Annotated in this window: 23 protein-coding genes; 8 read left to right on the top strand and 15 right to left on the bottom strand. The window is 72.1% G+C overall.

The annotated features are described in order from the left end of the window. Positions 1 to 8 precede the first annotated feature (8 nt). Positions 9 to 1283, top strand: a complete 1275-nt coding sequence (locus ACFQRI_RS22310; protein ID WP_380671691.1) for an aspartate aminotransferase family protein — start codon at positions 9 to 11, stop codon at positions 1281 to 1283. 51 nt (positions 1284 to 1334) lie between these two features. Here ACFQRI_RS22310 and glnA read toward each other — a convergent pair whose 3' ends face one another. Beyond that, complete coding sequence (glnA, locus tag ACFQRI_RS22305) at positions 1335 to 2759, bottom strand: type I glutamate--ammonia ligase (RefSeq protein WP_380671690.1); 1425 nt, start codon at positions 2757 to 2759, stop codon at positions 1335 to 1337. Positions 2760 to 2982: 223 nt separating this feature from the next. Here glnA and ACFQRI_RS22300 point away from each other — a divergent pair, with 223 nt between their 5' ends. Next, on the top strand, positions 2983 to 3453 hold the full coding sequence (locus ACFQRI_RS22300) for an RDD family protein (RefSeq protein ID WP_380671689.1): 471 nt from the start codon (positions 2983 to 2985) through the stop codon (positions 3451 to 3453). 299 nt (positions 3454 to 3752) lie between these two features. On the opposite strand, the gene ACFQRI_RS22295 is transcribed toward ACFQRI_RS22300, so the two are convergent. From ACFQRI_RS22295 to ACFQRI_RS22285, 3 genes are all read right to left on the bottom strand, one after another. Next, the gene (locus tag ACFQRI_RS22295) at positions 3753 to 4484 is read right to left on the bottom strand and encodes a DUF4191 domain-containing protein (protein WP_380671688.1); all 732 of its coding nucleotides are present in this window, start codon (positions 4482 to 4484) and stop codon (positions 3753 to 3755) included. Positions 4485 to 4614: 130 nt separating this feature from the next. Further along, entirely contained in the window at positions 4615 to 5622 is a 1008-nt protein-coding gene (gene lipA / locus ACFQRI_RS22290; protein WP_380671687.1) for a lipoyl synthase, read from the bottom strand. Positions 5623 to 5746: 124 nt separating this feature from the next. Continuing rightward, positions 5747 to 6244 (bottom strand): hypothetical protein, encoded by a 498-nt coding sequence (locus ACFQRI_RS22285; protein ID WP_380671686.1) that lies wholly within the window; start codon positions 6242 to 6244, stop codon positions 5747 to 5749. A 110-nt stretch (positions 6245 to 6354) separates the two neighbouring features. Here ACFQRI_RS22285 and ACFQRI_RS22280 point away from each other — a divergent pair, with 110 nt between their 5' ends. Beyond that, complete coding sequence (locus ACFQRI_RS22280) at positions 6355 to 6957, top strand: TetR/AcrR family transcriptional regulator (RefSeq protein WP_380671685.1); 603 nt, start codon at positions 6355 to 6357, stop codon at positions 6955 to 6957. A 44-nt stretch (positions 6958 to 7001) separates the two neighbouring features. Continuing rightward, positions 7002 to 7946 carry an LLM class F420-dependent oxidoreductase gene (locus ACFQRI_RS22275; RefSeq protein WP_380671684.1) on the top strand — a complete coding sequence of 315 codons (945 nt, stop codon included), beginning with the start codon at positions 7002 to 7004 and terminating at the stop codon, positions 7944 to 7946. A 27-nt stretch (positions 7947 to 7973) separates the two neighbouring features. Here ACFQRI_RS22275 and ACFQRI_RS22270 read toward each other — a convergent pair whose 3' ends face one another. The 6 genes from ACFQRI_RS22270 to lpdA all read right to left on the bottom strand — a co-directional run bounded on the left by ACFQRI_RS22270 (position 7974) and on the right by lpdA (position 14648). Next, the gene (locus tag ACFQRI_RS22270) at positions 7974 to 8444 is read right to left on the bottom strand and encodes an ArsR/SmtB family transcription factor (RefSeq protein WP_380671683.1); all 471 of its coding nucleotides are present in this window, start codon (positions 8442 to 8444) and stop codon (positions 7974 to 7976) included. Between the two features lie 14 nt (positions 8445 to 8458). Further along, complete coding sequence (locus ACFQRI_RS22265) at positions 8459 to 9562, bottom strand: serine hydrolase (RefSeq protein ID WP_380671682.1); 1104 nt, start codon at positions 9560 to 9562, stop codon at positions 8459 to 8461. A 112-nt stretch (positions 9563 to 9674) separates the two neighbouring features. Further along, entirely contained in the window at positions 9675 to 10421 is a 747-nt protein-coding gene (gene lipB, locus ACFQRI_RS22260; protein ID WP_380671681.1) for a lipoyl(octanoyl) transferase LipB, read from the bottom strand. A 35-nt stretch (positions 10422 to 10456) separates the two neighbouring features. Then, a complete protein-coding gene (locus tag ACFQRI_RS22255; protein WP_380671680.1) occupies positions 10457 to 11344 on the bottom strand; it encodes a TIGR01777 family oxidoreductase in 888 nt (295 codons plus the stop codon). Positions 11345 to 11456: 112 nt separating this feature from the next. After that, the gene (sucB, locus tag ACFQRI_RS22250; protein ID WP_380671679.1) at positions 11457 to 13226 is read right to left on the bottom strand and encodes a 2-oxoglutarate dehydrogenase, E2 component, dihydrolipoamide succinyltransferase; all 1770 of its coding nucleotides are present in this window, start codon (positions 13224 to 13226) and stop codon (positions 11457 to 11459) included. A gap of 51 nt (positions 13227 to 13277) precedes the next feature. Further along, complete coding sequence (gene lpdA, locus ACFQRI_RS22245; RefSeq protein WP_380671678.1) at positions 13278 to 14648, bottom strand: dihydrolipoyl dehydrogenase; 1371 nt, start codon at positions 14646 to 14648, stop codon at positions 13278 to 13280. Between the two features lie 274 nt (positions 14649 to 14922). Here lpdA and ACFQRI_RS22240 point away from each other — a divergent pair, with 274 nt between their 5' ends. Beyond that, the gene (locus ACFQRI_RS22240; RefSeq protein ID WP_380671677.1) at positions 14923 to 15273 is read left to right on the top strand and encodes an oxidoreductase; all 351 of its coding nucleotides are present in this window, start codon (positions 14923 to 14925) and stop codon (positions 15271 to 15273) included. A 73-nt stretch (positions 15274 to 15346) separates the two neighbouring features. Here the strand turns inward: ACFQRI_RS22240 and ACFQRI_RS22235 are convergent, their stop codons facing one another. Beyond that, entirely contained in the window at positions 15347 to 15847 is a 501-nt protein-coding gene (locus ACFQRI_RS22235) for an OsmC family protein (protein WP_380671676.1), read from the bottom strand. 131 nt (positions 15848 to 15978) lie between these two features. Continuing rightward, the gene (locus ACFQRI_RS22230) at positions 15979 to 17472 is read right to left on the bottom strand and encodes a leucyl aminopeptidase (protein ID WP_380671675.1); all 1494 of its coding nucleotides are present in this window, start codon (positions 17470 to 17472) and stop codon (positions 15979 to 15981) included. A gap of 240 nt (positions 17473 to 17712) precedes the next feature. Between ACFQRI_RS22230 and ACFQRI_RS22225 the strand changes: the two genes are divergently transcribed. Beyond that, positions 17713 to 18951 (top strand): APC family permease, encoded by a 1239-nt coding sequence (locus ACFQRI_RS22225; RefSeq protein WP_380671674.1) that lies wholly within the window; start codon positions 17713 to 17715, stop codon positions 18949 to 18951. Between the two features lie 9 nt (positions 18952 to 18960). After that, positions 18961 to 19611, top strand: a complete 651-nt coding sequence (locus ACFQRI_RS22220) for a DUF402 domain-containing protein (RefSeq protein ID WP_380671673.1) — start codon at positions 18961 to 18963, stop codon at positions 19609 to 19611. On the opposite strand, the gene ACFQRI_RS22215 is transcribed toward ACFQRI_RS22220, so the two are convergent. Further along, the gene (locus tag ACFQRI_RS22215; RefSeq protein ID WP_380671672.1) at positions 19612 to 19914 is read right to left on the bottom strand and encodes a hypothetical protein; all 303 of its coding nucleotides are present in this window, start codon (positions 19912 to 19914) and stop codon (positions 19612 to 19614) included. 158 nt (positions 19915 to 20072) lie between these two features. On the opposite strand from ACFQRI_RS22215, the gene ACFQRI_RS22210 reads away from it, so the two are divergent. Beyond that, a complete protein-coding gene (locus ACFQRI_RS22210) occupies positions 20073 to 21176 on the top strand; it encodes a branched-chain amino acid aminotransferase (protein ID WP_380671671.1) in 1104 nt (367 codons plus the stop codon). 94 nt (positions 21177 to 21270) lie between these two features. Here the strand turns inward: ACFQRI_RS22210 and ACFQRI_RS22205 are convergent, their stop codons facing one another. Together ACFQRI_RS22205 and cobT are read right to left on the bottom strand one after the other, a co-directional pair. Then, on the bottom strand, positions 21271 to 22005 hold the full coding sequence (locus ACFQRI_RS22205) for an adenosylcobinamide-GDP ribazoletransferase (protein WP_380671670.1): 735 nt from the start codon (positions 22003 to 22005) through the stop codon (positions 21271 to 21273). Further along, positions 22002 to 23078, bottom strand: coding sequence for a nicotinate-nucleotide--dimethylbenzimidazole phosphoribosyltransferase (gene cobT, locus ACFQRI_RS22200; protein WP_380671669.1), 1077 nt, complete (start codon positions 23076 to 23078; stop codon positions 22002 to 22004). The genes ACFQRI_RS22205 and cobT overlap by 4 nt, the downstream gene beginning before the upstream one ends. Positions 23079 to 23111: the final 33 nt, after the last annotated feature.

Below are 23111 nucleotides of genomic sequence, written 5' to 3'. Positions count from 1 at the left end.
GTCGGGGCATGGATGATGCGGCGCAGCACCTGGTCCGGTACTCCGGGCGCGGTGCGTTCAGCGAGGGAATCGTCGACCGGGCCAGCGGGAGCACGGTGGTCACCGAGGACGGCCGCGAGCTGCTCGACTTCACCTCGGGGCAGATGAGCGCGATCCTCGGGCACTCCCACCCGGAGATCGTGGCGGCGGTGCGCGAGCAGGTCGGGCGGTTGGACCACCTCTACAGCGGCATGCTCAGCCGCCCGGTCGTGGAGCTGGCGCGGCGGCTCGCCGCGACCGTGCCGGAGCCGCTGGACAAGGCGATGTTCCTGAGCACCGGGGCGGAGGCGAACGAGGCCGCGCTGCGGATGGCCAAGCTCGTCACCGGCGGGCACGAGGTCGTCTCGTTCGCCCGGTCCTGGCACGGCATGACCCAGGCGGCGGCGAACGCCACCTACGTCGCCGGGCGCACGGGGTACGGGCCCGGTGCTCCCGGCAACTTCGCCCTGCCGGTGCCGGACTCGTTCCGGCCGGACGTCGTCGACGCCGACGGGAACCTGGACTGGCGCCGCCAGCTCGACCTCGGCTTCGACCTGATCGACGCGCAGTCGACCGGCGGCCTGGCCGCCTGCCTGGTCGAGCCGATCCTGAGCTCCGGTGGCGTGGTCGACCTCCCGCCGGGCTACCTGGCGGCGCTGCGGGACAAGTGCCACGAGCGGGGCATGCTGCTGATCCTGGACGAGGCGCAGACCGGGCTGTGCCGCACCGGCGACTGGTACGCCTTCGAGCGCGACGGGGTCGTGCCCGACGTCCTCACGCTGTCCAAGACGCTCGGCGCCGGCTTGCCGCTGGCCGCGGTGCTCACCAGCGCCGACATCGAGCAGCGGGCCCACGACCGCGGGTTCCTGTTCTTCACCACGCACGTCAACGACCCGCTGCCGGCCGCCGTCGGGAACACGGTGCTGGACGTGCTCGCCCGCGACCGGCTCGACCTGCGCGCCCGCGAGCTCGGCGAGCGGTTGCGGGGCGGGCTCGACGAGCTGGGGCACCCCTCGATCGGCGACGTGCGGGGACGCGGCCTGCTGGTCGGGCTGGAGCTGGTGTCCGACGGCGCGGACGCCGACAAGCTCGGTGCCGCGGTCACCCGGCGCTGCGCCGAGCTGGGGCTGCACATGAACATCGTGCAGCTGCCCGGCATGGGCGGGACGTTCCGCATCGCGCCGCCGCTGACCGCCACCGAGGAGGAGATCGACCGGGGCGTGTCGATCATCGGCACGGCGCTCGACGAGGTGGGCGGCCGGTGACGACGAAGGCCCGCCGGCGTACCGGCGGGCCTTCGTTCGCTGGTCATCGACTCACACGTCGAAGTACAGCGAGAACTCGTGCGGGTGCGGGCGCAGGCGGATCGGGTCGATCTCCTCGTCGCGCTTGAGCTGGATCCAGGTCTCGATCAGGTCGGGGGTGAACACGCCACCCTCGAGCAGGAAGTCGTGGTCGGCTTCCAGGTTGTCGATGGCCTCGGCCAGCGAGCTCGGCACGGTCGGGACGTTCTTGGCCTCTTCCGGCGGGAGCTCGTAGAGGTCCTTGTCGATCGGCTCGGCCGGCTCGATCTTGTTCTTGATGCCGTCCAGGCCCGCCATCATCATCGCGGCGAAGGCCAGGTACGGGTTGCCGGACGGGTCCGGGCAGCGGAACTCGACGCGCTTGGCCTTCGGGTTCGAGCCGGTGATCGGGATGCGCATGCAGGCGGAGCGGTTCCGCTGCGAGTACACCAGGTTCACCGGGGCCTCGAAGCCCGGCACCAGGCGGTGGTAGGAGTTCACCGTCGGGTTGGTGAAGGCCAGCAGCTTCGGGGCGTGGTGCAGGATGCCGCCGATGTAGTAGCGTGCGGTGTCCGACAGACCGGCGTAACCGGCCTCGTCGTAGAACAGCGGGCTGCCGTCCTTCCACAGCGACATGTGGCTGTGCATGCCCGAGCCGTTGTCGCCGAACAGCGGCTTGGGCATGAAGGTGACGGTCTTGCCGTTCTCCCAAGCGGTGTTCTTGATGACGTACTTGAACAGCTGCAGGTCGTCGGCCGCGTGCAGCAGCGTGTTGAACTTGTAGTTGATCTCGGCCTGACCGCCGGTGCCGACCTCGTGGTGGGCCCGCTCGATCTCGAAGCCGGAGCCCTGCAGCTCGGTGACCATCTTGTCGCGCAGGTCGGCGAAGTGGTCGTACGGCGAGACCGGGAAGTAGCCGCCCTTGAGGCGGGTCTTGTAGCCGCGGTTGCCGCCCTCCTCGTCGCGGCCGGTGTTCCACCAGCCCTCGATCGAGTCGACCTCGGCGAACGACTTGTTCGGGGCCTCGCCGAACTTCACCGAGTCGAAGATGTAGAACTCGGCCTCGGCGCCGAAGAACGCGGTGTCGGCCACGCCGGACTCGGCCAGGTACTGCTCGGCCTTGCGCGCGATGTTGCGCGGGTCGCGGCTGTAGGGCTCCAGCGTGAACGGGTCGTGCACGAAGAAGTTCAGGATGAGCGTCTTCTCGGCGCGGAACGGGTCCACTCGGGCGGTGTAGGGGTCCGGCAGCAGCAGCATGTCGGACTCGTGGATCGACTGGAAGCCGCGAACCGACGAGCCGTCGAAGGCCAGGCCGTTGGTGAACGAGTCCGCGTCGAACGCGCCGGCGGGCACCGTGAAGTGCTGCATGACGCCCGGCAGGTCGCAGAACCGGACATCGACGAACTTCACGTCCTCATCGGCGATGAAGCGGAGGACCTCGTCTGGATTCTTGAACAAGCTCGGTGGCTCCTTCACGCAGTTTCGTACAGCTCACCGGTGCCACGTCGATTGGTCGCCGCCGGCTCAGTGCTGACGGTATGGGATCGGTGTTGCCCTGTCGTCACTCCAGTGTTTCGCGCGCGTTAACTGCCACCTGATCGGGCGGTGGGGGTTGCACGCCCGGTCACTTCGCGCTCCGCCGGCGGGGTGCTTCCCGGCGCGGCCACGTATCCTGGAGGACGTGCGAAACGTGCTCGGCTCCTGGCTGGACGGCCCCAAGGCCGCGTTCAACAACGCGCGCGAGCGGGGACACGACGCCCGCCCCGCGTACCGCGGCGAGAAGCTGGGGCTTCCGGAGTCGGGCCCCGGTTCCGCCGCGCCGCTCGGCCGCAGGCTGCTGGCGTTCGTGGTCGACCTGCTGCTCGCCGCGCTGATCACCGCCGCCTTCACCGCACCGGACTACCCGGGCGACTGGAGCGTGGTGACCTGGTTCGTCATCACCGCGGTCCCGGTGACCTTCTTCGGCGTGACCCCCGGGATGGTGCTGACCCGCATCTGGGTGGCCCGGACCGACTCGACCCGGATGGTCGGCCCGCTGCGCGCGATCCTGCGCACCGTGCTGACCGCCTTCATCATCCCCGCGGTGATCTGGGACTTCAACGGCAGGTCCTGGCACGATCGCCTCACCCAAACCATCGTCCTCAGCCGCTGAGCCGGCAGCTGCCTCTCCCGCGTCGTCCGGCAACCGTGCGGGCGGGAGAGCCGCAGCGGCCCTCCGGCTGGGGGATCCGCTCGTCGAGCAGCCGACCTGCGCCGCGTCGCGGCGGGGACGCCGAGAACCCGCGGCGGTGCCGGTCGCTCGAGCGGGCCAACGGCTGCGCCGTCGCAGGGCGTCGGAATCGTCGGCGGCTCGCGCTGCGCCTCGATCTCGCTTCGCGGTGATCGGCTGCCGTTCTCATCAGAAGGTCCCCGAGCGCGCGCTCGGGGACCTCGTGATGAGAAAAGTGCCGGCTACTTCGCCCGGCGGACCGCTCGCTGCATGTTGCGCATCTTGGCGCCCTGCGGGACCGGGCCCTTGGGCATCGCGTTGCCGCTGCGGTTGGCCAGCGCCTCCAGCCGGTTCTCCAGCTCGTCGATCTGCTTCGGGCCGATGTTGCGCGGCAGCTTCATGATCCGCGACTGCAGCTTGGACAGCGGGACCTGGTCCTCCTCGCTGCCGACCACGATCTCGTAGATCGGGGTCTCGCCGACGATGCGGGCCACCCGCTTCTTCTCCTGCGCCATCAGGCCCTTGATCCGGTGCGTGGCGCCCTCGCCGACCAGCACGATGCCGGGGCGGCCGATCAGCCGGTGCACGGCGTCCAGCTGGGCGGTGCCCGAGACGGCCTGGTTGAGCACCCAGCGCCCGCGCAGGTTGTCCAACGCCCAGCCGGCCGCGCCCGGCTGCCCGTCGGCCTTCTTGTACACCGTCGACTGCACCCGCCGCCCGAAGATGACCACGGCTGCGAGCAGGCCGAAGGCCAGGCCGACCGGGAGGAACACCCAGTGCAGGCCCCAGATCATGCCCAGCAGGAAGACCACCGCGGTCACGCCGAGGAACGCACCGAGCATCAGCGGGAGGAGGAGCTTGTCCTCCCGGCGCTGCATCTTGAACGCCTCGAAGATCTGCTTGACGCGGCCGGCGCTCGCCTGACGTCGCTGTTTGGCCGCCTCTTTCTTGGCGGCCTTGTCCTGCTTGGCCATGCATTTCAGGATACGGCTCCACCACAAGAGGCCGCATACCTGCCCCGAATGCGTAATGGAATCGAGGTTCCGGGCGCGCACGAGAAGGGGCGCCCGGACCTCGCCGGGCGCCCCTCGTCGTGAGCTCGGGTCAGCTGTTGCGGGCCAGGACGCTGCTGGCTTCCTGCGCGGCCTCGCCGGCCTTGGCGAGGTGGGCGAGGTCGTCCGGCAGCGGCATGCCGCGGTGCGCGGTGGCCTTGGCGTAGAGCCGACCGGCGCGGTAGCTGGAGCGCACCAGCGGACCGGCCATCACGCCGGGGAAGCCGATCTCCTCGGCGGCCTTGGTGTGCTCGACGAACTCCTCGGGCTTGACCCACCGGTCCACCGGGTGGTGCCGCGGGCTGGGCCGCAGGTACTGGGTGATGGTGATGATGTCGCAACCCGCCTCGTGCAGGTCCTGCAGCGCCGGGCGCACCTCCTCGGGCTGCTCGCCCATGCCCAGGATCAGGTTCGACTTGGTCACCAGCCCGTCCTCGCGGGCCTTGGTGATCACCTCCAGCGACCGCTCGTAGCGGAAGCCCGGGCGGATCCGGCGGAACACCGACGGCACCGTCTCGACGTTGTGCGCCAGCACCTCCGGCCGCGAGCTGAACACCTCGGCCAGCTGGTCCGGATCGGCGTTGAAGTCCGGGATCAGCAGCTCCACACCCGTGCCCGGGTTGAGCTCGTGGATCTGCCGGACCGTCTCGGCGTAGAGCCACGCACCCCCGTCGTCGAGGTCATCGCGGGCCACACCCGTCACCGTCGAGTACCGCAGCCCCATGGCCTGCACCGACTCGGCGACCTTGCGCGGCTCCTCGGTGTCCAGCGCAGCCGGCTTGCCGGTGTCGATCTGGCAGAAATCGCACCGGCGAGTGCACTGGTCACCACCGATGAGGAAGGTGGCCTCCCGGTCCTCCCAGCACTCGAAGATGTTCGGGCAACCCGCCTCCTCGCAGACGGTGTGCAGCCCCTCACGGCGGACCAGACCCTTGAGTTCCTGGTACTCCGGACCCATCTTCGCGCGGGTCTTGATCCAAGACGGCTTCTTCTCGATCGGGGTCTGGCTGTTGCGAGCCTCCAGCCGCAGCAGCTTCCGCCCCTCAGGCGCCACAGTCACGGCCCCCAGGCTACGCCCTAGCGGGTCCGATTCGTCCATGGGCGCAGGGGTGGTGACGGTGATCACGGGCGTTCGCACCGCGGGTGGGTGGGCGGCTCCGCCGGGTCCGGAGCCGCCCGTGCGCTCACCTGCTCGGGGCCAGCAGCTTGCGCAGCACGCCGGTGCGGCCGCGCCGCTCGGCCGGGGGCGGGCTGGCGCGCAGCAGCTGCTGGAACGCCTGGCCGACCCGGGTGGCGTCGTGCTCGGGTTCGAACTCCTCGGCGAGGCCGGCCGAGGTGGCCAGCAGCCGGTTCTCCGCGGTGGCGCCGGCGCGCAGGGCCGGGTGCTCGGCGTGGTGGTCGAGCACGGCGCGCAGCGCGGGGTTGGCCGCGGCGGCGCGCCGCCACGCGCTGGTGACCGCCTCGACGCGGTCGCCGTGCGGAGCGCGCTCGGCGTCGGTCAGGGCCACCTCGAGGCGGCCGCCGAGCTGCTGGAGCCACTTGTGCTGCAGCGCGGCCAGCAACTCGCCCGCGTCGGCGAACGGGCTCGGGATCGTGTCGAGTGCCCGATCGGGATCTCGACGAGCGCTGTCGAGGACCGCGTCGATCGCGTGTTTGCGCTGGTAGTAGGTGTTCCAGCTCATGGCGCTCTCCAGGGAGTCGGGGATACCCCAGGTGTGTCGCATACCGTCGGTATGTCCACGACCGACGGTACCACGAGTGCGTACCATCGGTATGTCATAGGCTCGTGAGCATGCCTACAGTCCGTTCGCGACGCGTCGAGTACTCGGAAACCACCAGGCAGGCGCTGGTGGACTCCGCGGTGGAGCTGTTCACCGAGCGGGGGTACTCGGGCACGTCGCTGGACGAGATCGCCAAGCGCGCCAGGGTCACCAAGGGAGCGCTGTACCACCACTTCGGCGGCAAGCAGGCGCTGTTCGAGGCGGCCTTCGGCGCCGTGGAGGCCGACGTGGTCGACCGGCTCGCCGAGGTCGTGTCGGACTCCGGTGACCCGTGGGAGGCGACCCGTTCCGGCCTGTCGGCGTTCCTGGAGGTCTGCTTGGAGCCGTCCTACCAGCGCATCGTGGTCCAGGACGGGCCGGCGGTGATGGGCTGGGAGCGCTGGCGCACCGCGGAGGAGGCGCACACCTTCGGCGTGCTGCGCACCGTGGTCAGCAACCTGGTCGAGTCCGGCGAGATCGGGGAGCTCCCGGTCGACGCGCTGGCGCGCATCATGTTCGGCGCCCTCTCGGCCGGCGCCACGGCCATCGCCGGCTCGCCCAGCCCCATCCAGGAGCGCGCCGACATCGCGGCCTGCGTCGAGCAGGTCCTCGCCGGCCTCCGGCTGGCCCGCTGAAATCTCAGCGCGCGCTCGTGCGCGCGCGATTACTCTCGGGGCTCGTGACTGAGAACTTCAAGCTCCGGATCTTCACCGAGCCCCAGCAGGGCGCGAGCTACGACGACCTGCTGCGCGTGGCCAAGCGCGCCGAGGACGCCGGTTACGACGCGTTCTTCCGCTCCGACCACTACCTGAAGATGGGCGACGTCTCGGGGCAGCCCGGCCCGACCGACGCGTGGGTGACGCTCGGCGGCCTGGCCCGCGAGACCAGCAGGCTGCGCCTGGGCACCCTGATGTCCGCGGGGACCTTCCGGTTGCCCGGCCCGCTGGCGATCTCGGTCGCCCAGGTCGACCAGATGTCCGGAGGCCGGATCGAGCTGGGCCTGGGCAGCGGGTGGTACGAGGAGGAGCACACCGCCTACGGCATCCCGTTCCCCTCGCTGAAGGAGCGGTTCGACCGCTACGCCGAGCAGCTGGAGGTCGTCACCGGGCTGTGGTCCACCCCGGAGGGCGAGACCTTCTCCTTCGACGGCCAGCACTACCAGCTCACCGATTCGCCCGCGCTGCCCAAGCCGGTGCAGTCGCCGCGCCCGCCGGTGCTCGTCGGCGGCGGCGGCAAGAAGCGCACCCCGGAGCTGGCCGCGCGCTTCGCCGACGAGTTCAACCTGCCGTTCGTGGACGTCGAGACCGCCGCCGCGCAGTTCGGGCGGGTCGAGGCGGCGTGCTCGGAGATCGGTCGCGACCCCGCCGAGATCGTGCGCTCGGCCGCTCTGGTGCTGTGCGCGGGCAAGGACGAGGGGCAGCTGGCGCGGCGCGCCGAGGCGATCGGCCGCGAGGTCGGCGAGCTGCGCGCCAACGGCCTGGCCGGGTCGCCCGACGAGGTCGTCGACAAGATCGGCGACTGGCGCGACCGCACCGGCATCACCCGGCTGTACCTGCAGGTGCTGGACCTCTCGGACCTGGACCACCTCGACCTCGTCGCCGAGCAGGTGGCGCCTCAGCTGTGAACCGGCGACGGGGCGCGGCGCGAGTCCTCATCCCCGGAACTGCCCCGCGATGTCCGAGGCCGCGGTGAGCAGGATCAGCGCGGGCACGGTGGCCTGCGGGCGCAGCCGGTAGGAGCCGCGCTTGTCCTGCTCCACGACACCGGTCGAGGTCAGCGCCTTGAGGTGGTGGTAGAGCTGGCCGGGCGAGCCCAGCCCGGCGGCTTCCTGCAGAGCGGTCGAGGACTGCGGGCCGCGCGCGGCGAGCTGGCGGACGATGGCCGCCCGGGTCGGGTGGCCGAGGGCGGCCAGCACGTCCGCGCGCGGACCGTCCGGGAACTCCAGGACCTGCATCGGGTCGGCCCTGATATGCCATTCCAGCTCGACCGGTTCGGCGAGGTGGCCGTCGTAGCTCACCACCGACCCGCTGGGCTCGGTCGCGGGCCGGTCTCCCCCGGAGCTCCCGGCTTCCAGGGCGGCCACGCGGGCTTCCAGGGCTTCGACGCGTTGTTGCAAGTCCACGCCGCGAGCTTGCCTCAGCGGCCCAGCGCCGCGGCCAGCCGGTCCCGCCAGGCCGCGTCGCGCAGCGCCAGCAGCAGCGGCAGCGCGGGGTCGGCGCTGCGCAGTTCCCGCGGTCCGCTCGCCGGATCGTGCAGCACCAGACCGCCGCTGCCGATCGCGCCGTCGGTGCGTCGCACCGACAGGCCGCAGGCGAGCACGCCGGGCAAGCTGCCGCCCTTGAACCCGATGCCGTCCACCCCGGGCGGCAGGTGACCGGCCGTCGGCGCCTCCAGGTGCTCGCGGGCCAGCGCGGAGACCGGATCGGTTCCGCCGGCCAGCGCGCGGTGCACCGCTGCGAGCTCGCGCGGTGCTCCCGCAGCGGTCGCCGAGGCCCACGCGGTCTGCTGCTGCCACGGCGGCAGCGGCCGGGTGAGCAGCCGCTCGCGGACGCGCTGCCGCAGCGCGGGATCGTCCCGGTAGCGGCGTTCCACCGCGAACCCCCAGGACCGGCGGGCCTCGGTCGGCATCCCCGGCGGGGGAGCGGTCTCCGGCAGGGCCAGGAAGAGGTACTCCGCGCACAGCGAGCGCACGTCCGGGCGCGCCCACCCGCGCGAGCGGCCCGCCGCGAGCACCTCCCGGGTGCCCAGTCGGTCGCGCAGCAGGTCCGGGACCGCGCTGTCGCTGTAGGTGATCATCATGGCGACCATCTCGCGCAGCGCCACCCGCTGATCCGGGTCGGCGGCGTAGTATCCCGACTCGTCGGCGGGAACGCCCAGGTGCTCCAGCGACAGCTTGTGCGCGCCGCCGTCGGTGGGCAGGTAGTAGCGCTCCCAGTCGCCGACCCGCACCTGCTCGGCGGGGTCGAGCCGACCGCCGACGACGGCTTCGGCGTAGGCGGCCAGGTGCAGCACCTTCACCGCCGAGGCCAGCGGCATCGGGGCGCTCGCCGCGTGCGCCAGCTGGGCACCGCGGCCGTCGTCCAGGGCGATGCCGACCCGGTCGCGGTTGGCGGGCAGCCAGCTCAGCCAGCCCTCGGGGGTGCTCAGATCCGGTGGGGACTGGGCCGACGACGGCTCGGCCAGCAGCAGGGGAGTCGCGGCGCCGACCGCGACCAGGAGGCTTCGGCGGGACATCGACATGCTCACTCCTCTAGTAGTCCGTAATTGCGGAACTCTAGAGGAACGGGGCGAGCATCGGGCGGTTCTGGCCGGAACTTCACCTGCGCGGGGTGAAGTTCCGGCCAGAACCGCGTTAGCGCAGGCTCGGGTCGAGGGCGAGGGTGACGCCCGCGGCGCTCGGCTGGTTGCGCGGGATGTCCCGGTCGGTCACCGGCAGGTGGCCGTCGAGGGCGTCCAGCACCGCCTTCTCCACGAGCGGGTAGGCCTCGTCGACGGCCACGTCGCGACCGAGCTCGGCCGACAGCGAGGTCGTGCCGGCGTCGCTGATGCCGCAGGGCACGATCCGGTCGAACTCACCGAGGTCGGCGTTGCAGTTGAGCTCCAGCCCGTGCATCGTCACGCCGCGCTGCACCCGGATGCCGATCGCGGCGATCTTGCGCTCCGGCCGGGTGCCCTCGGCGGGCAGCCACACGCCGCTGCGGCCCTCCACGCGCCCGGCGTTGAGCCCGAACCCGTCGCAGACGTGGATCAGCGCCTGCTCGAGGCGTCGCACGTAGTCGACCACGTCGATCGGATCTGCCAGCCCCACGATCGGGTAGCCGACGATCTGGCCCGGGCCGTGCCAGGTGATCTTGCCGCCGCGGTCGACGTCGATGACCGGGGTGCCGTCGGTCGGCCGGTCCTCCGGCGAGGTGCGCTTGCCCGCTGTGTAGACCGACGGGTGCTCCAGCAGCAGCAGGGTGTCCGGGCTCTGCTCTTCGAAGCGGCCGTTGGCCAGCTCCCGCTGCATTTCCCACGCATCGAGGTAGTCGATGACGCCCAGGTATTTCACGTCCACCGCCGCCGAGGAGGTGCGGCACGAAGAATCAGCTCGGCTCACGTCCGCACAGGCTACGCCTAGCCGGGGCGGGTCGTTCAACGGCCGGTCGCAGCCGCCAGCGCCGCGCCGATCGTGGGGTGCTGGAAGGTGAAGCCGTTGGCCTCCAGCACCGTCGGCAGCGCCCGCTGACCGGTCAGCGCCGAGTCGGCGAGCTCGCCCAGCGCCGCGCGCATCGCGAACCCGGGCACGACCCACGGCGCCGGACGCCCCAGCGCCTCTGAGAGCGCGCGGGTGAACACCGCGTTGGTCACCGGCGCCGGACCGGTGAGGTTGACCGGGCCGGAGATCTCCGGGGTCTCCAGCACGAAGCGGATCGCCGCGATCTCGTCGTCCAGCGAGATCCACGGCATGTACTGCTGCCCCGAGCCCAGCCTGCCGCCGAGCATCAGCTTGAACAGCGGGCGCAGCTGCCCGAGCAGCCCGCCCGACGGCGAGATCACCAGGCCGGTGCGCAGCAGCACGACCCGGGTCCCGGCGTCTGAGGCCGCCGAGGTCGCCGACTCCCAGCGCTGGCACAGGTCGGCGAGGAAGTCGGTTCCCGGCGGGGACGTCTCGGTCACCGGCTGCGAGCCCGCGTCGCCGTAGTAGCCGACCGCGGAGGCGTTCGCCAGCACCGGGACGCCCGCTTTGGCCACGGCCTCGGCGAGCACCTCGGTCGCGCGCACCCGCGCCTGCACCAGGTGGCGCTTGCGCTCGGGAGTCCAGCGCTTGTCGCCGATGCCGGGGCCGCACAGGTTGACCACCGCCTCCGCGCCGTCGAGCGCGTCGGGGTCCAGCGCACCGGTGTCCGGGTCCCAGCCGCGCTCGTCGGGCGCGCCGGGAACCCGCCGGACCAGCCGCACCACCTCGTGCTCGGCCTGGCGCAGCCCGGCGACCAGCGAAGTACCTATCAATCCCGAGGACCCGGCGACGACGACGCGCATGCGGGCATCGTCCCGCATCGATCCACTCGGTGCGAGGCGTTCGCCCGAACGGCGAACGGCCGCCCACCCCGAGGGGTGAGCGGCCGTTCGCGTCAGGCCGGTGGTCGACCCGTCACAGCCCCAGGTCGGCCTCGAAGGCGCCTTCCTCCAGGCGCTGCTTGACCGTGTTGAGGAACCGGGCGGCGTCGGCGCCGTCGACCAGGCGGTGGTCGTAGGACAGCGCCAGGTAGACCATCGAGCGGATGGCGATGGTGTCGCCGCCGTTCTCGTCGGCCACCACGACCGGGCGCTTGACGACCGAGCCGGTGCCCAGCATGCCCACCTGCGGCGGGTTCAGGATCGGCGTGTCGAACAGCGCCCCGCGGCTGCCGGTGTTGGTGATGGTGAACGTGCCGCCGGAGAGCTCGTCGGGCTTGATCTTGTTGTTGCGGGTCCGCGCCGCCAGGTCGGCGATCTTGCGGGCCAGCCCGCCGAGGTTGAGGTTCCCGGCGTCGTGGATGACCGGCGAGACCAGGCCGCGCTCGGTGTCCACCGCGATCGAGAGGTGCTCGGCACCGTGGTAGGTGACCTGGTTGTTCTCCTCGTCGATGGACGCGTTGACCTTCGGGTGCAGCTTCAGCGCCTCGGCCGCGGCCTTGGCGAAGAAGGGCAGGAAGGACAGCTTGACGCCCTCGGTCGCCTCGAAGTTGCCCTTCGCGCGGTCGCGCAGCCGGGCGATCTTGGTGACGTCGACCTCGATCACCGTGGTCAGCTGCGCCGCGGTCTGCAGCGACTCGACCATCCGGCGGGCCAGCAGCTGCCGCAGCCGGGACATCGGCTGGGTCGTGCCGCGCAGCGCCTCGGCCTCGGCCGAGGGCTCCACGGTGCTGGCCGGGGCGCTCGCCGCCGGGGCGGCCGGAGCGGCGCTCGCGGGCGCCTGCTCGGCGTCGATCGCGGCCTGCACGTCCTGCTTGCGGATGCGGCCGCCGACACCGCTGCCCTTGAGCCGGGTCAGGTCGATGCCGTGCTCGTTGGCCAGCTTGCGCACCAGCGGGGTCACGTAGGGCGTGCCACCGGCCGGAGCGGATTCCTGCGCGGGCTCAGCCGGCTGCGCGGGCTGGGCCGGCTGCCCGGGCTGCGCGGGCTGGGCCGGCTGCGCGGGCTGGGCCGGCTGCGCGGGCTGGGCCGGAGCGGCGGCTGCGGGAGCCGCGGGCTGCGCGGGCTCGGCGGCCGGGGCGGGCTCCGGGGTCGGCGCGGGTGCCGCCGGGGCGGCGGCCGCGTCGGCGGAACCGATGACGGCCAGCTTGGCGCCGACCTCGACGGTGTCGTCCTCGCCCGCGGCGATCTCCAGCAGGGTGCCGGCCACCGGGGACGGGACCTCGGTGTCGACCTTGTCGGTGGAGACCTCCAGCAGCGGCTCGTCGACCTCGACCGAGTCGCCGACCTGCTTGAGCCACCGGGTGATCGTGCCCTCGGTGACGCTCTCGCCGAGCGCGGGCATCTCGACGTCGGTGCCCTGCGCGGAACCACCGGCCGGGGCCGCCGGAGCGGCGGCCTGCGGTTCCGGAGCGGCGGGGGCGGCGGGCGCTTCCTGCGCCGGTGCCTCCTGCGCCGGTGCTTCCTGGGCCGGTGCCTCCTGGGCGGGCTCCGCGGCCGGGGCTTCACCGGACTCGCCGAGCACGGCGAGCTCGCCGCCGATCTCGACGGTGTCGTCCTCCTTGGCGATGATGCGCTGCAGGACGCCGGCGGCGGGCGAGGGGATCTCGGTGTCGACCTTGTCGGTGGAGACTTCCAGCAGGGGTTCGTCGACCTCGACGGTGTCGCCCTCCTGCTTGAGCCACCGGGTGATCGTTCCCTCGGACACGCTCTCGCCGAGTGCCGGCATCTGAACGGAGAAGGCCATCTGTTGCTGACTCCTCGTGGGTGTGGCGGGGTGCGGCTGAATGGGCGCGGTTCAGCCGTGCACGTGCAGCGGCTTGCCGGCCAGGGCGAGGTGGGCCTCGCCCAGAGCTTCGGTCTGGGTGGGGTGGGCGTGCACCAGCGGGGCCACGTCGTCGGGCAGCGCTTCCCAGTTGTAGATCAGCTGCGCCTCGCCGATGAGCTCACCGACGCGGTCGCCGACCAGGTGCAGGCCGACGACCGGGCCGTCGGTGACGCGGACCAGCTTGACCGCGCCCTGGGTCTTGAGGATCTGGCTCTTGCCGTTGCCGGCCAGGTCGTAGGTGAAGGTCTCCACCGAGCCGTACTGCTCCTTGGCGGCGGCCTCGGTCAGCCCCACCGAGGCGACCTCGGGGCGGCAGTAGGTCACCCGCGGGATACCGGCCTCGTCGATGGGCTGCGGGTTGAGTCCGGCGATGTCCTCGGCGATGAACACGCCCTGCTGGAACCCGCGGTGGGCCAGCTGCAGACCCGGCACGATGTCGCCGACGGCGTAGACGCCCGGCACGTTGGTGCGCAGCCGCTCGTCGGTGCGCACGAACCCGCGCTCGAGGGTCACCCCGGCCTCCTCGAAGCCGTGGCCGGCGGTGTTCGGGCCGCGGCCCACCGCCACCAGCAGCAGGTCGGCGTCGTAGGTCTCGCCGTTCTCCAGGCTCACCGACACGCCGTCGTCGCTCTGCTCGACACCGGTGAACTTCACGCCCGTCTTGAACTTGATGCCGCGCTTGCGGAAGGAGCGCTCCAGGCGCTTGGACAGGAACTCGTCCTCGTTGGGCACCAGGTTCGGCAGCGCTTCGACCACGGTGACCTCGGCACCGAAGGAGCGCCACACGCTGGCGAACTCCACCCCGATCACACCGCCGCCGAGCACCACGACCTTGTCCGGCACGTAGTCGAGGTTGAGCGCCTGCTCGCTGGCCACCACCCGGCCACCCAGCTCCAGACCGGGCAGCGTCTTGGAGTACGAACCGGTCGCCAGCACCACGTTCTCGCCGGTGTAGCGGGTGCCGTCGACCTCGACGGTCTTGGAATCCACCAGGGTGCCCGCACCCTCGACCAGGGTCACCTTGTGCGCCTTGGCCAACCCCTGCAGACCCTTGTACAGGCCCGCGACGATGTCGTCCTTGTACTTGTTGACACCATCGATGTCGACGCCCTCCAACGAGGCGCGGACACCGAACTGGTCGGCCTCCCGGGCGGAATCGGCGACCTCGCCCGCGTGCAGCAGGGCCTTGGTCGGAATGCATCCTCGGTGCAGGCAGGTCCCACCGAGCTTGTCCTTCTCGATGAGGACGACGGACAGGCCGAGCTCGGCCGCGCGGAAAGCGCAGGCATAGCCGCCCGAACCGCCGCCGAGGATGACCAGATCGGCGGACGTGTCGGTCACTTCGCACTCCTCGACAGGGCGTCATTGGCTTGCTGACGGTGACCTGACCTGGTGGTCAGGTGCTCCACTGGCCATCTTGTCACCACCCGAGCGGCGGATGCGACGCGGGCGGGGTGATCTGTTCGTCACCCTCGCGGAGAAGTCCCGGAACTGCGGTGCGATTATCAGCGAGTTTTCACATTCTCCCCATCCGGGTGATGGCAGAATCGAAGTGGAGGTTCGGATCGGTTCTCGAATCCGATGCCGGTTCCTTCGGCTTGGAGGGGAGAGTGCGGTGGGACTTTTCGACCGGTTCCGCGGCCGCCGCCCCGGCCGGATGCGCGGTGCTTCCTCGTCGGATTCCGAGCACCTGCGCGCCTGGGCCGAGCAGCGGCGGGGCGTCGAGGGATTCTTGGAGCCGCGCACGCTGGTCACCGAGACCACCTTGCTGCTGATCGCGCACGACGGGGAGTGGACCCGGCGGCGAGTGGCGAGTCCGGGCGCGGCCGGTCGGTTCACCCGGGGTCTGGGAATTCCGCTCTACGAGGTGGCCAAGGTCGGATACCCGCAGCGGATGCGCGATTACCAGGCCAGGCAGCGCATTCTGCGCAAGCGCGCGCAGCGCGCCGCCGACGAGCAGTCGTGAGCCGGAAATCCGCAGGGCGGAAATTCCGTGCGCACGACCGCCTCGACGACTGAATCGATTACTCCGCGCGGGATCAGTTGGCGATCCGCACGGTGGGGGTGAAGCGGACCGGGAACGTCACGGACTTCGCGATGTAGCAGAGCTCGTGGGCGCGCTCGTGCAGCGCCTCGGCGACGTCCACGCTCGCGCGGTCGCAGACGGTGACCTCGGGGAGCAGCTCGACGGCCTCGAACTGACCGGATCCGTCGGAGTTCTCGGCGAGCACGCCGCGGGCGCGGTCGTGGTAGCCGGTGACCACCACGCCGGAGTCGGCGGCCAGGTGCAGGAACCACAGCATGTGGCACTGCGACAGCGATGCGACCAGCAGCTCTTCGGGGTTGTAGCGGTCCGCCTCGCCCAGGAAGACCGGGTCGGCGGAGGCGTCGATGGAGTCCTTGCCCGCCACGCGCACCTCGTGGGTGCGCTCGTAGGAGTGGTAGGTCGAGGTGCCCTGTCCGGTGTTCCCGGTCCACACCACGTCGACCTGGTAGCCGTGCCGGGTCTCGGCGAGCGTGGCCGGTTCAGATTGGGTCATTCACCCATCGTGACACCGGAATCCCCCTCGATGGTCACCTCTTTGTGGCCTGGCTCACGCGCTGAAATGCGATTCGCGACAAAACGGGCCCGGGCCGGCGCCGGTCCGGGCCCGTTGATGACGCAGCGCAGTCAGCCGTGGTCCGCGATGTCGGCCAGCACCGCGGCGAGGGTGCGCACCGGCACGCCGGTGCCGCCCTTCGGGGTGTAGCCCCACGGCGAGTTCGTGTTGTAGGCCGGGCCCGCGACGTCGATGTGCGCCCACTGCACGCCCTCGGCCACGAACTCCTTGATGAAGTGGCCCGCGGCCAGCATGCCGCCCCAGCGGTGGTTGGTGACGTTGGCCAGGTCGGCGAGCTTGGAGTCCAGGTCGGTGCGCAGCTCCTCCGGCAGCGGCATCGGCCAGGCGCCCTCGCCGACGCCCTGGGACAGCTTCGCCACCCGGTCGCGGAACTCCTCGCTGCCCATCACGCCGGGGGTGCGGTTGCCCAGCGCCACCACCTGCGCGCCGGTCAGCGTCGAGGTCTCGACCAGGTAGTCCGGGTTCTCCTCGCAGGCGCGGGTGATCGCGTCGACCAGGATCAGCCTGCCCTCGGCGTCGGTGTTGAGCACCTCGACCGTCTTGCCGCCGTACATCTTGAGCACGTCGCCCGGCCGGTAGGCGCTGCCCGAGGGCATGTTCTCGGCCATCGGAACGGTCGCGGTGATCTCCAGCGGGTAGTTGAGCTTGGCGGCCAGCACCATCGTGGCCACCACGCCCGCGGCCCCGGACATGTCCGAGGTCATGTTGTCCATCCCCGCGCCCGGCTTGAGCGAGATGCCGCCGGTGTCGAAGGTGACGCCCTTGCCGACCAGCGCGACCTTCTTGGCGTCCTTCGGGCCCTTGTGCTTGATGCGGACCAGCCGCGGCGGGCGGGTCGAGCCCATGCCGACGCCGAGGATGCCGCCGAAGCCCTGCTTGCGCAGCGCGTTCTCGTCGAGCACCTCAACCTCCAGGCCCGCGGCCTTGGCCAGCTCGGTCGCCCGCTCGGCGAACGAGGCCGGGTACAGGTCGTTCGGCGGGGTGTTGATCAGGTCGCGGGCGGTGTTGACCGCCTCGCCGATGGCCGCGGCGCCCTTGAGCGCGTGGGCGCTCGCGTCGGCCTTGGCGTCCGGCACCGCGAAGTCCACCGCGGCGACCGGGCCGTTGCCGTTCTCGCTCGACTTGTACGCGGTGTAGCTGTACGCGCCCATCACGGTGCCCTGCACGGCCGCCGAGAGGTCGCTCGCCGACAGCGTGGTCGCGGCGTGCTCGACGCCGGCGAGCGCGCGGGCCGCCGCGCCCGAGGCGCGGCGCACGGCCTCGGCGGTGACGCCGTCGTCCCCCGGCTTGCCCAGCCCGACGGCCACCAGCACCTCGGCCTTGAGCTTGCCGCTCGCCGGCAGCTTGACGATCTCGTCGGCCTTGCCCGTCGCGCCCAGCGAGGTCAGCACCTCGACCAGGTCGCCGTCGTGGGCCGCGGCGACCTGGTCGGCGCCCGGGGCGAGCTGCAGCCCGTCGGTTCCCTGAACGGTGCCGATGACGAGCGCGTCGGCGCTGAGCTTGCCCACCGCGGTGTCGGTGAGCGCGAGTTTGGGGGTCGTCACGTGGTCATCCTCCGGATTCGTGCGGGAAAAGCGAAGCTGCTTGGCACTCTAGAACCCTCCGCCATCCGGAAACCCACAGGTTCGCTCACGGCGCAGTTCGCGAGTTCTGCGGAAACGCCCCCGGCGCGAAAGGTGCCCCCGGGGTGCCGCGCGCCTGGTTCTACGCTGGGTGACGATCCCGCACCGCGGGTCAGTCGGAGAGCGGCTGATCCACCGGCAATCCTCTGCAAGGGTGGTCGCGTGACCCAACAGGTTGAATCGAGCGGTCGTTCCACCGCGGTCGGCGGCGGTGTGGCGCTCGCGCTGAGCGGCATGCTCGGCATCGGCGTGCTGCTCGGCCCGGCCCCGGCCGCCGCCGCGGCCGGGCCGTGGTCGCTGCTGGGTCTTCCGATCGCGCTGGTGACCGCGATCTGCGTGGCCTCGGCGACGGCGCACCAGTCGAACTCCTACGGCGGTCCCGGACCGGCCTACGCGTGCGTGCGCGAGCGGATGGGCCTGCTCGCCGCGCGCGTGGCGGCCTCGGCGTTCCTGGCGGGTCAGGTCGCGGCGATGGCCGCGGTGGCCCGGGTCCTGGGGGACTTGTTCCTGCCCTCGGCGGCTCCGCAGGTCGCGGCCGTGGCGATCCTGCTGGTGGTGCTCTCGGCGACCACCGGCCTGCGCATCCGCGGCGGCGCGGCCTGGCTGTGGACCGCGCTGAGCCTGCTGGTCGTCGGCCTGGTGGTGGCGACCTGCTTCGCGATCGCCCCGGTGGGCGGGCAGCCGGCCGGCCAGGTCGCCGACAGCGCGGTGGGCCCCTTCGGCGCGGCCGGGGTGCTGTTCGTGGCCTTCCTGGGCATCGAGCGGCTGACCGCGCCGGACGGGCGCCGGCTCCCTCCCCGGGTGGTCAAGCGCGCGGCGGTGATCTCGCTGTCGGTGGTCACCGCGGTGCTCGCGCTGATGATGCTGGCCCTGGCCCACCAGCTGGGCTGGGCGCGGCTGGCGCTGTCGCCCGCGCCGCTGCGCGACGTGCTCACCGCCGCGGCCGCGGCCGACATGCGCCCGCTGGTGAGCGCGGGCGCGGCGGTCGCGCTGCTGCCGGTGCTGCTGGGAGCGCTGGAGTCGTGGCGCTCCACGGCGGTCGCGCTGAACCGCGACGGTGAACTGCCCCGCGCGCTGGGCCGCACCGGCTCGGCCGGGACTCCCTACTTGCTGGACCTGCTCGGCGGCGTGGCCGCGGTGCTGGTCGCGCAGTGGGTCTCACCCGTCGCGGCGATGTCCTTCGCCGCGTGCGCGCTGCTGCTGCACTACGCTCTCGCCAGCGCGGGCGCCCGCCTGCTGCTGGCCGACGGTCCCGCGTGGGCGACGCGCCTGGCGTGCCTCGGGATGGGGCTCTCGGTCGTGGTGGCCATGAGCATGCCGATCGGTGCCATGCTGAGCACCGCTGTTGTCGTTGTCCTCGGACCGTTGGTGGCGGGAGGTGTGTCCCGCCGCTGGAAGTGAGGCGGGAACATGCCGATCACCGAATTCGAGCCGAAGCAGACCTTCTTCCCCGGCGCGGACGTGCTCTACAGCTTCTGGCGGTTGGACGGCTCGCTGGGCACCGTGCACCCGGGCCGCGTCGTCGCCGACGACGGCGATCAGCTGCTGTGCTGGGTGCTGGCCGGAACGCCCATTCGCACCACGACCGCGCCGGACGGGCGCGGGCCGCGGGACATGCCGCTGGCCGAGCGCTTCGGCGGACCGCGGGTCCCGAAGCGCTCCACCTGGCGCGGGACCTCGACGCTGCGGCTGGTCCACGAGCACCAGTGGTCCTCGGTGTGGTGGTTCTTCGAACCCGACGGGACCTTCCGCAACTGGTACGTGAACCTCGAGGTCCCGCTCGGCCGGGACGCCACCGGGGTGCGGCGGGTCGACGGCGTGCTCGACGTCGAGGTGCTGCCCGACGGCAGCTGGTCCTGGAAGGACGAGGACGAGATGCCTGCCGCGGTGTCCGCGGGCCGCTTCGAGCGGCAGCAGGCCGAGGAGCTGCGCGCCGAGGGCGAGCGGATGATCAAGCTCGCCGAGGACGGCCAGTTCCCGTTCGACGGCACCTACTGCGATCTCGCCCCGAACCCGGGTTGGTCGCTGCCGGAGCTGCCCGAATCGCTGCTGCGGGACTGATCAGCTGATCGTGACGAACAGCAGCAGGGTGATGATCGCGACGAGCACCGCGATGCCGCCGACCTGGCCGCCGCGCAGGCTCTCCGGGAACCAGCGCTGCTCGTTCTTGCCGTACCACCAGTAGCCCCAGCCGGCGTCGCCGACCGCGGCGAGCACGACGCCGAACCAGCCCAGCCACGCGTAGCCGAGCACCAGCAGCAGTCCGCCGCCCAGCGGCAGCAGCGCCGCCAGGGCGGCGGCGAGCACGTCCTGGTTGGTGGTGGTCGGCGTGCGCGGGGCGGGAGTACGGGACGCCTCGTTCATGCCGCCAGCATAGTCGGGCGCGAGGGCGCCGCGGGCAGTTCCGGGAACGCCCGGAACCGGCCGGCCCCGCTCCGCTTGCCCGAGCGCCTCCAATACTTGGACGACCAATCGAAGTGATCCGGTTTCCACTGCTCCAGCGGGCGCGATAACGTACGTCCATGACTGGAGCGCTGTCTTTCACCCGGAACCCCAACCCGCAACCGGCCACCGCGGAGCGCCGGGCCGAGGTACTGGAGGATCCGGGGTTCGGACGGTTCTTCACCGATCACATGGTGACCATCCGCTACGAGGAGGGCCGCGGCTGGCACGACGCCAAGCTGGAGCCCTACCACTCGTTCGAGTTCGACCCGGCGACCTCGGTCCTGCACTACGCGCAGGCGATCTTCGAGGGGCTCAAGGCCTACCAGCAGCCCGACGGCTCGATCGCCGCGTTCCGCCCGGAGGCCAACGCGCGCCGCTTCCAGGACTCCGCGCGGCGCATCGCGATGGCCGAGCTGCCCGAGGAGCTGTTCGTCGAGTCGCTGCGCGAGCTGGTCGCCGCCGACCGGGAGTGGGTGCCGAGCTCGGGTGAGAGCTCGCTGTACCTGCGGCCCTTCATGGTCTCCACGGACATCGGGCTGGGCGTGAACCACCCGTCGAAGAGCTACCTGTACTCGTTGATCGCCTCGCCGGCCGGTTCGTACTTCTCCGGCGGCATCAAGCCGGTGACGGTCTGGCTCAGCCACGAGTACGTGCGCGCGGCGCCCGGCGGCACCGGTGCGGCCAAGTTCGCGGGCAACTACGCCGCGTCCTTCCTGGCGCAGGCGCAGGCCGTCGAGCAGGGCTGCGACCAGGTGGTGTGGCTGGACGCCTGCGACCGGCACACCGTCGAGGAGATGGGCGGGATGAACCTGTTCTTCGTGTTCGGGTCCGGCAAGGACGCCCGCCTGGTGACCCCGGCGCTCAGCGGCAGCCTGCTGCCGGGCGTCACCCGGTCCTCGCTGCTGGAGCTCGGCAAGGAGCTGGGCATGCAGGTCGAGGAGCGCAAGATCACCGCGGAGGAGTGGGAGAAGGCCGCCGCGACCGGCGAGCTCACCGAGGTCTTCGCCTGCGGCACCGCCGCGGTCATCACCCCGGTCGGCAAGGTCAAGCACCGCGAGGGCGAGTTCGCCGTGGCCGACGGCCACCCGGGCGAGGTCACCATGAAGCTGCGCGACCGCCTCACCGCCATCCAGTACGGCAAGTCCGAGGACTCCCACTCCTGGATGACCAAGCTCGCCTGACCCCGGAACGACGACGGCGGGCCGCCACCCCCGGGGGGGGGCCCCCCGTCGTTCTTCCGCCCGCGCGGATCAGCGGCAGTCCCGGGCGCGACCGTCAGCCGAGGCCGAGCGCGGCGGCGATCAGGACCACGGTCGTCGCGAGCTCGGAGGACGCGCCGAGCACGTCGCCGTTGATGCCGCCGAAGCGACGGGTCGCGTGCTGGACGAACACCTGCAGCAGCGCCGCGGCCGCGAGCACGCCGACCAGCACGTGGTGCCCGGCCAGGAAGCCCAGCGTCGCGAGCGCCAGCCACCACCCGGCGACCAGCCAGGTCGGCTGGCTGCCCGCCACCAGCGCGCCCAAGCCCTCGGGCCGGGCGGCGGGCACGCCGCGGCGGCAGCACAGCACGAACCCCGCGCGTCCGACGGCGCAGGCCAGCACCAGCACCCACGGCTGGTGGGCCAGCGCGCCGAAGCTCACCGCCTGCGCCCCGAGCAGCACGATCAGCGCCACCACGGCGAACGGCCCGGCGCCGCCGTCGCGCATCACCTGCAGCGCCCGCTCCGGTCCGCCGTAGCAGCCGAGGCCGTCGACGGTGTCGGCCAGGCCGTCCACGTGCATGCCGCGGGTCAGCAGCGCCAGCAGTCCGACCACGAGGAACCCGGCCAGCAGCGGGGGAGCGCCCGCGGCCGACAGGCCCCACAGCACCAGCGCGCCCGCGCCGCCGAGCAGCGCGCCGACCAGCGGGGCGAGGGCGATGGCCTGCCGGCTCGACCGGTCGTCGACCTCACCGGCGGGCACCGGCAGCACGCTCAGCCAGGACACGGCCAGGCGCAGTCCGTCCGTCACGACGTGGCCTCGGCCTCCGCGGGGCCGCCGACCCCGGCTTCGGCGAAGGTCGCCATCTCGCCGAGCACCTTGATCGCCGCGGTCACCACCGGCAGCGCGGTCAGCGCCCCGGAGGCCTCGCCGAGCCGCAGGTCCAGGTTCAGCACCGGCTGGAGGTCGAGGTGCTGCAGCACCAGCTGCCCGCCCGGCTCGGCCGACTGGTGCGCGGCCAGCCACCACCGCCGCGCCCCGGGCACGAGCTCCTCGGCCACCAGCGCGGCGGCCCCGACGACCACGCCGTCCAGCAGCACCGGGGTGCGCCGCACCGAGGCCTGCGCGAGGAAGCCGGCCATCGCGGCGATGTCCGCGCCGGTGGAGGTACGCAGCAGCGCGACCGGGTCGTGCTGGACCTTGCGGGCCCGGCGCAGCGCGTCGCGGATCGCGGCGGTCTTGCGCATCCAGGCCTGGTCGTCGATGCCGGTCCCGCGGCCCACCACGGCCACCGGCTCGGTGTAGGTCAGCAGCGAGATCAGCACCGCGGCGGGAGTGGTGTTGCCGATGCCCATGTCCCCGGCGACGAGCAGGTCCGCACCGGAGTCGACCTCCTCGTCGGCGATGGCGCGCCCGGCCCGGATCGCCGCGCGCACCTCCTCGTCGGTGAGCGCGTCCTCGCGGTCGATCGCCCCGGAACCGTTGTTGACCTTGTGCGCGCTGACCACCGGCGCGGTGTCGGTGGCGACCGCCATGTCGACCACCCGGACGGTCGCCCCGGCCTGCCGCGCCAGGACGTTCACCGCGGCGCCCCCGGTCAGGAAGTTGCCGACCATCTGCGCGGTGACCTCCGGCGGGTACGCCGAGACGCCCTGCCGCGCGATCCCGTGATCACCGGCGAAGACGACCACGCGCGGCCGCGCGAACGGCCGCGGCGGGCAGGTCCCCTGCCGCGCGGCCACCCACACGCCCAGCTCCTCCAGCTTGCCCAGCGACCCAGCGGGCTTGGTCAGCTGCGCTTGCCGGGACGCGGCGTCGCGGCGGGCCTGCTCGTCGGGTCCCGGGACGGGCGGGAACTCGAGGTCGTTGACTTCGGTCGACAAGGGGAACCTCCGTGTTGGTGCGGCGCAGCTCGG

The sequence above is a fragment of the Saccharopolyspora griseoalba genome (assembly GCF_042665275.1).
In the GTDB taxonomy this organism is placed as follows: domain Bacteria; phylum Actinomycetota; class Actinomycetes; order Mycobacteriales; family Pseudonocardiaceae; genus Saccharopolyspora; species Saccharopolyspora griseoalba.
The sequence above is the reverse complement of the archived record's forward strand: the minus strand, read 5'-3'. Positions and strand labels throughout refer to the sequence as shown.

Coding starts and splice junctions, on each gene's coding strand:
- ACFQRI_RS22295 (WP_380671688.1), bottom strand. CDS start 4,484: ATGGCCAAGCAGGACAAGGCCGCCAAGAAAGAGGCGGCCAAACAGCGA.
- ACFQRI_RS22255 (WP_380671680.1), bottom strand. CDS start 11,344: ATGCGCGTCGTCGTCGCCGGGTCCTCGGGATTGATAGGTACTTCGCTG.
- sucB (WP_380671679.1), bottom strand. CDS start 13,226: ATGGCCTTCTCCGTTCAGATGCCGGCACTCGGCGAGAGCGTGTCCGAG.
- ACFQRI_RS22215 (WP_380671672.1), bottom strand. CDS start 19,914: ATGAACGAGGCGTCCCGTACTCCCGCCCCGCGCACGCCGACCACCACC.
- ACFQRI_RS22265 (WP_380671682.1), bottom strand. CDS start 9,562: ATGTCGATGTCCCGCCGAAGCCTCCTGGTCGCGGTCGGCGCCGCGACT.
- ACFQRI_RS22235 (WP_380671676.1), bottom strand. CDS start 15,847: ATGACCCAATCTGAACCGGCCACGCTCGCCGAGACCCGGCACGGCTAC.
- ACFQRI_RS22280 (WP_380671685.1), top strand. CDS start 6,355: ATGCCTACAGTCCGTTCGCGACGCGTCGAGTACTCGGAAACCACCAGG.
- ACFQRI_RS22310 (WP_380671691.1), top strand. CDS start 9: ATGGATGATGCGGCGCAGCACCTGGTCCGGTACTCCGGGCGCGGTGCG.
- ACFQRI_RS22220 (WP_380671673.1), top strand. CDS start 18,961: ATGCCGATCACCGAATTCGAGCCGAAGCAGACCTTCTTCCCCGGCGCG.
- ACFQRI_RS22210 (WP_380671671.1), top strand. CDS start 20,073: ATGACTGGAGCGCTGTCTTTCACCCGGAACCCCAACCCGCAACCGGCC.
- ACFQRI_RS22285 (WP_380671686.1), bottom strand. CDS start 6,244: ATGAGCTGGAACACCTACTACCAGCGCAAACACGCGATCGACGCGGTC.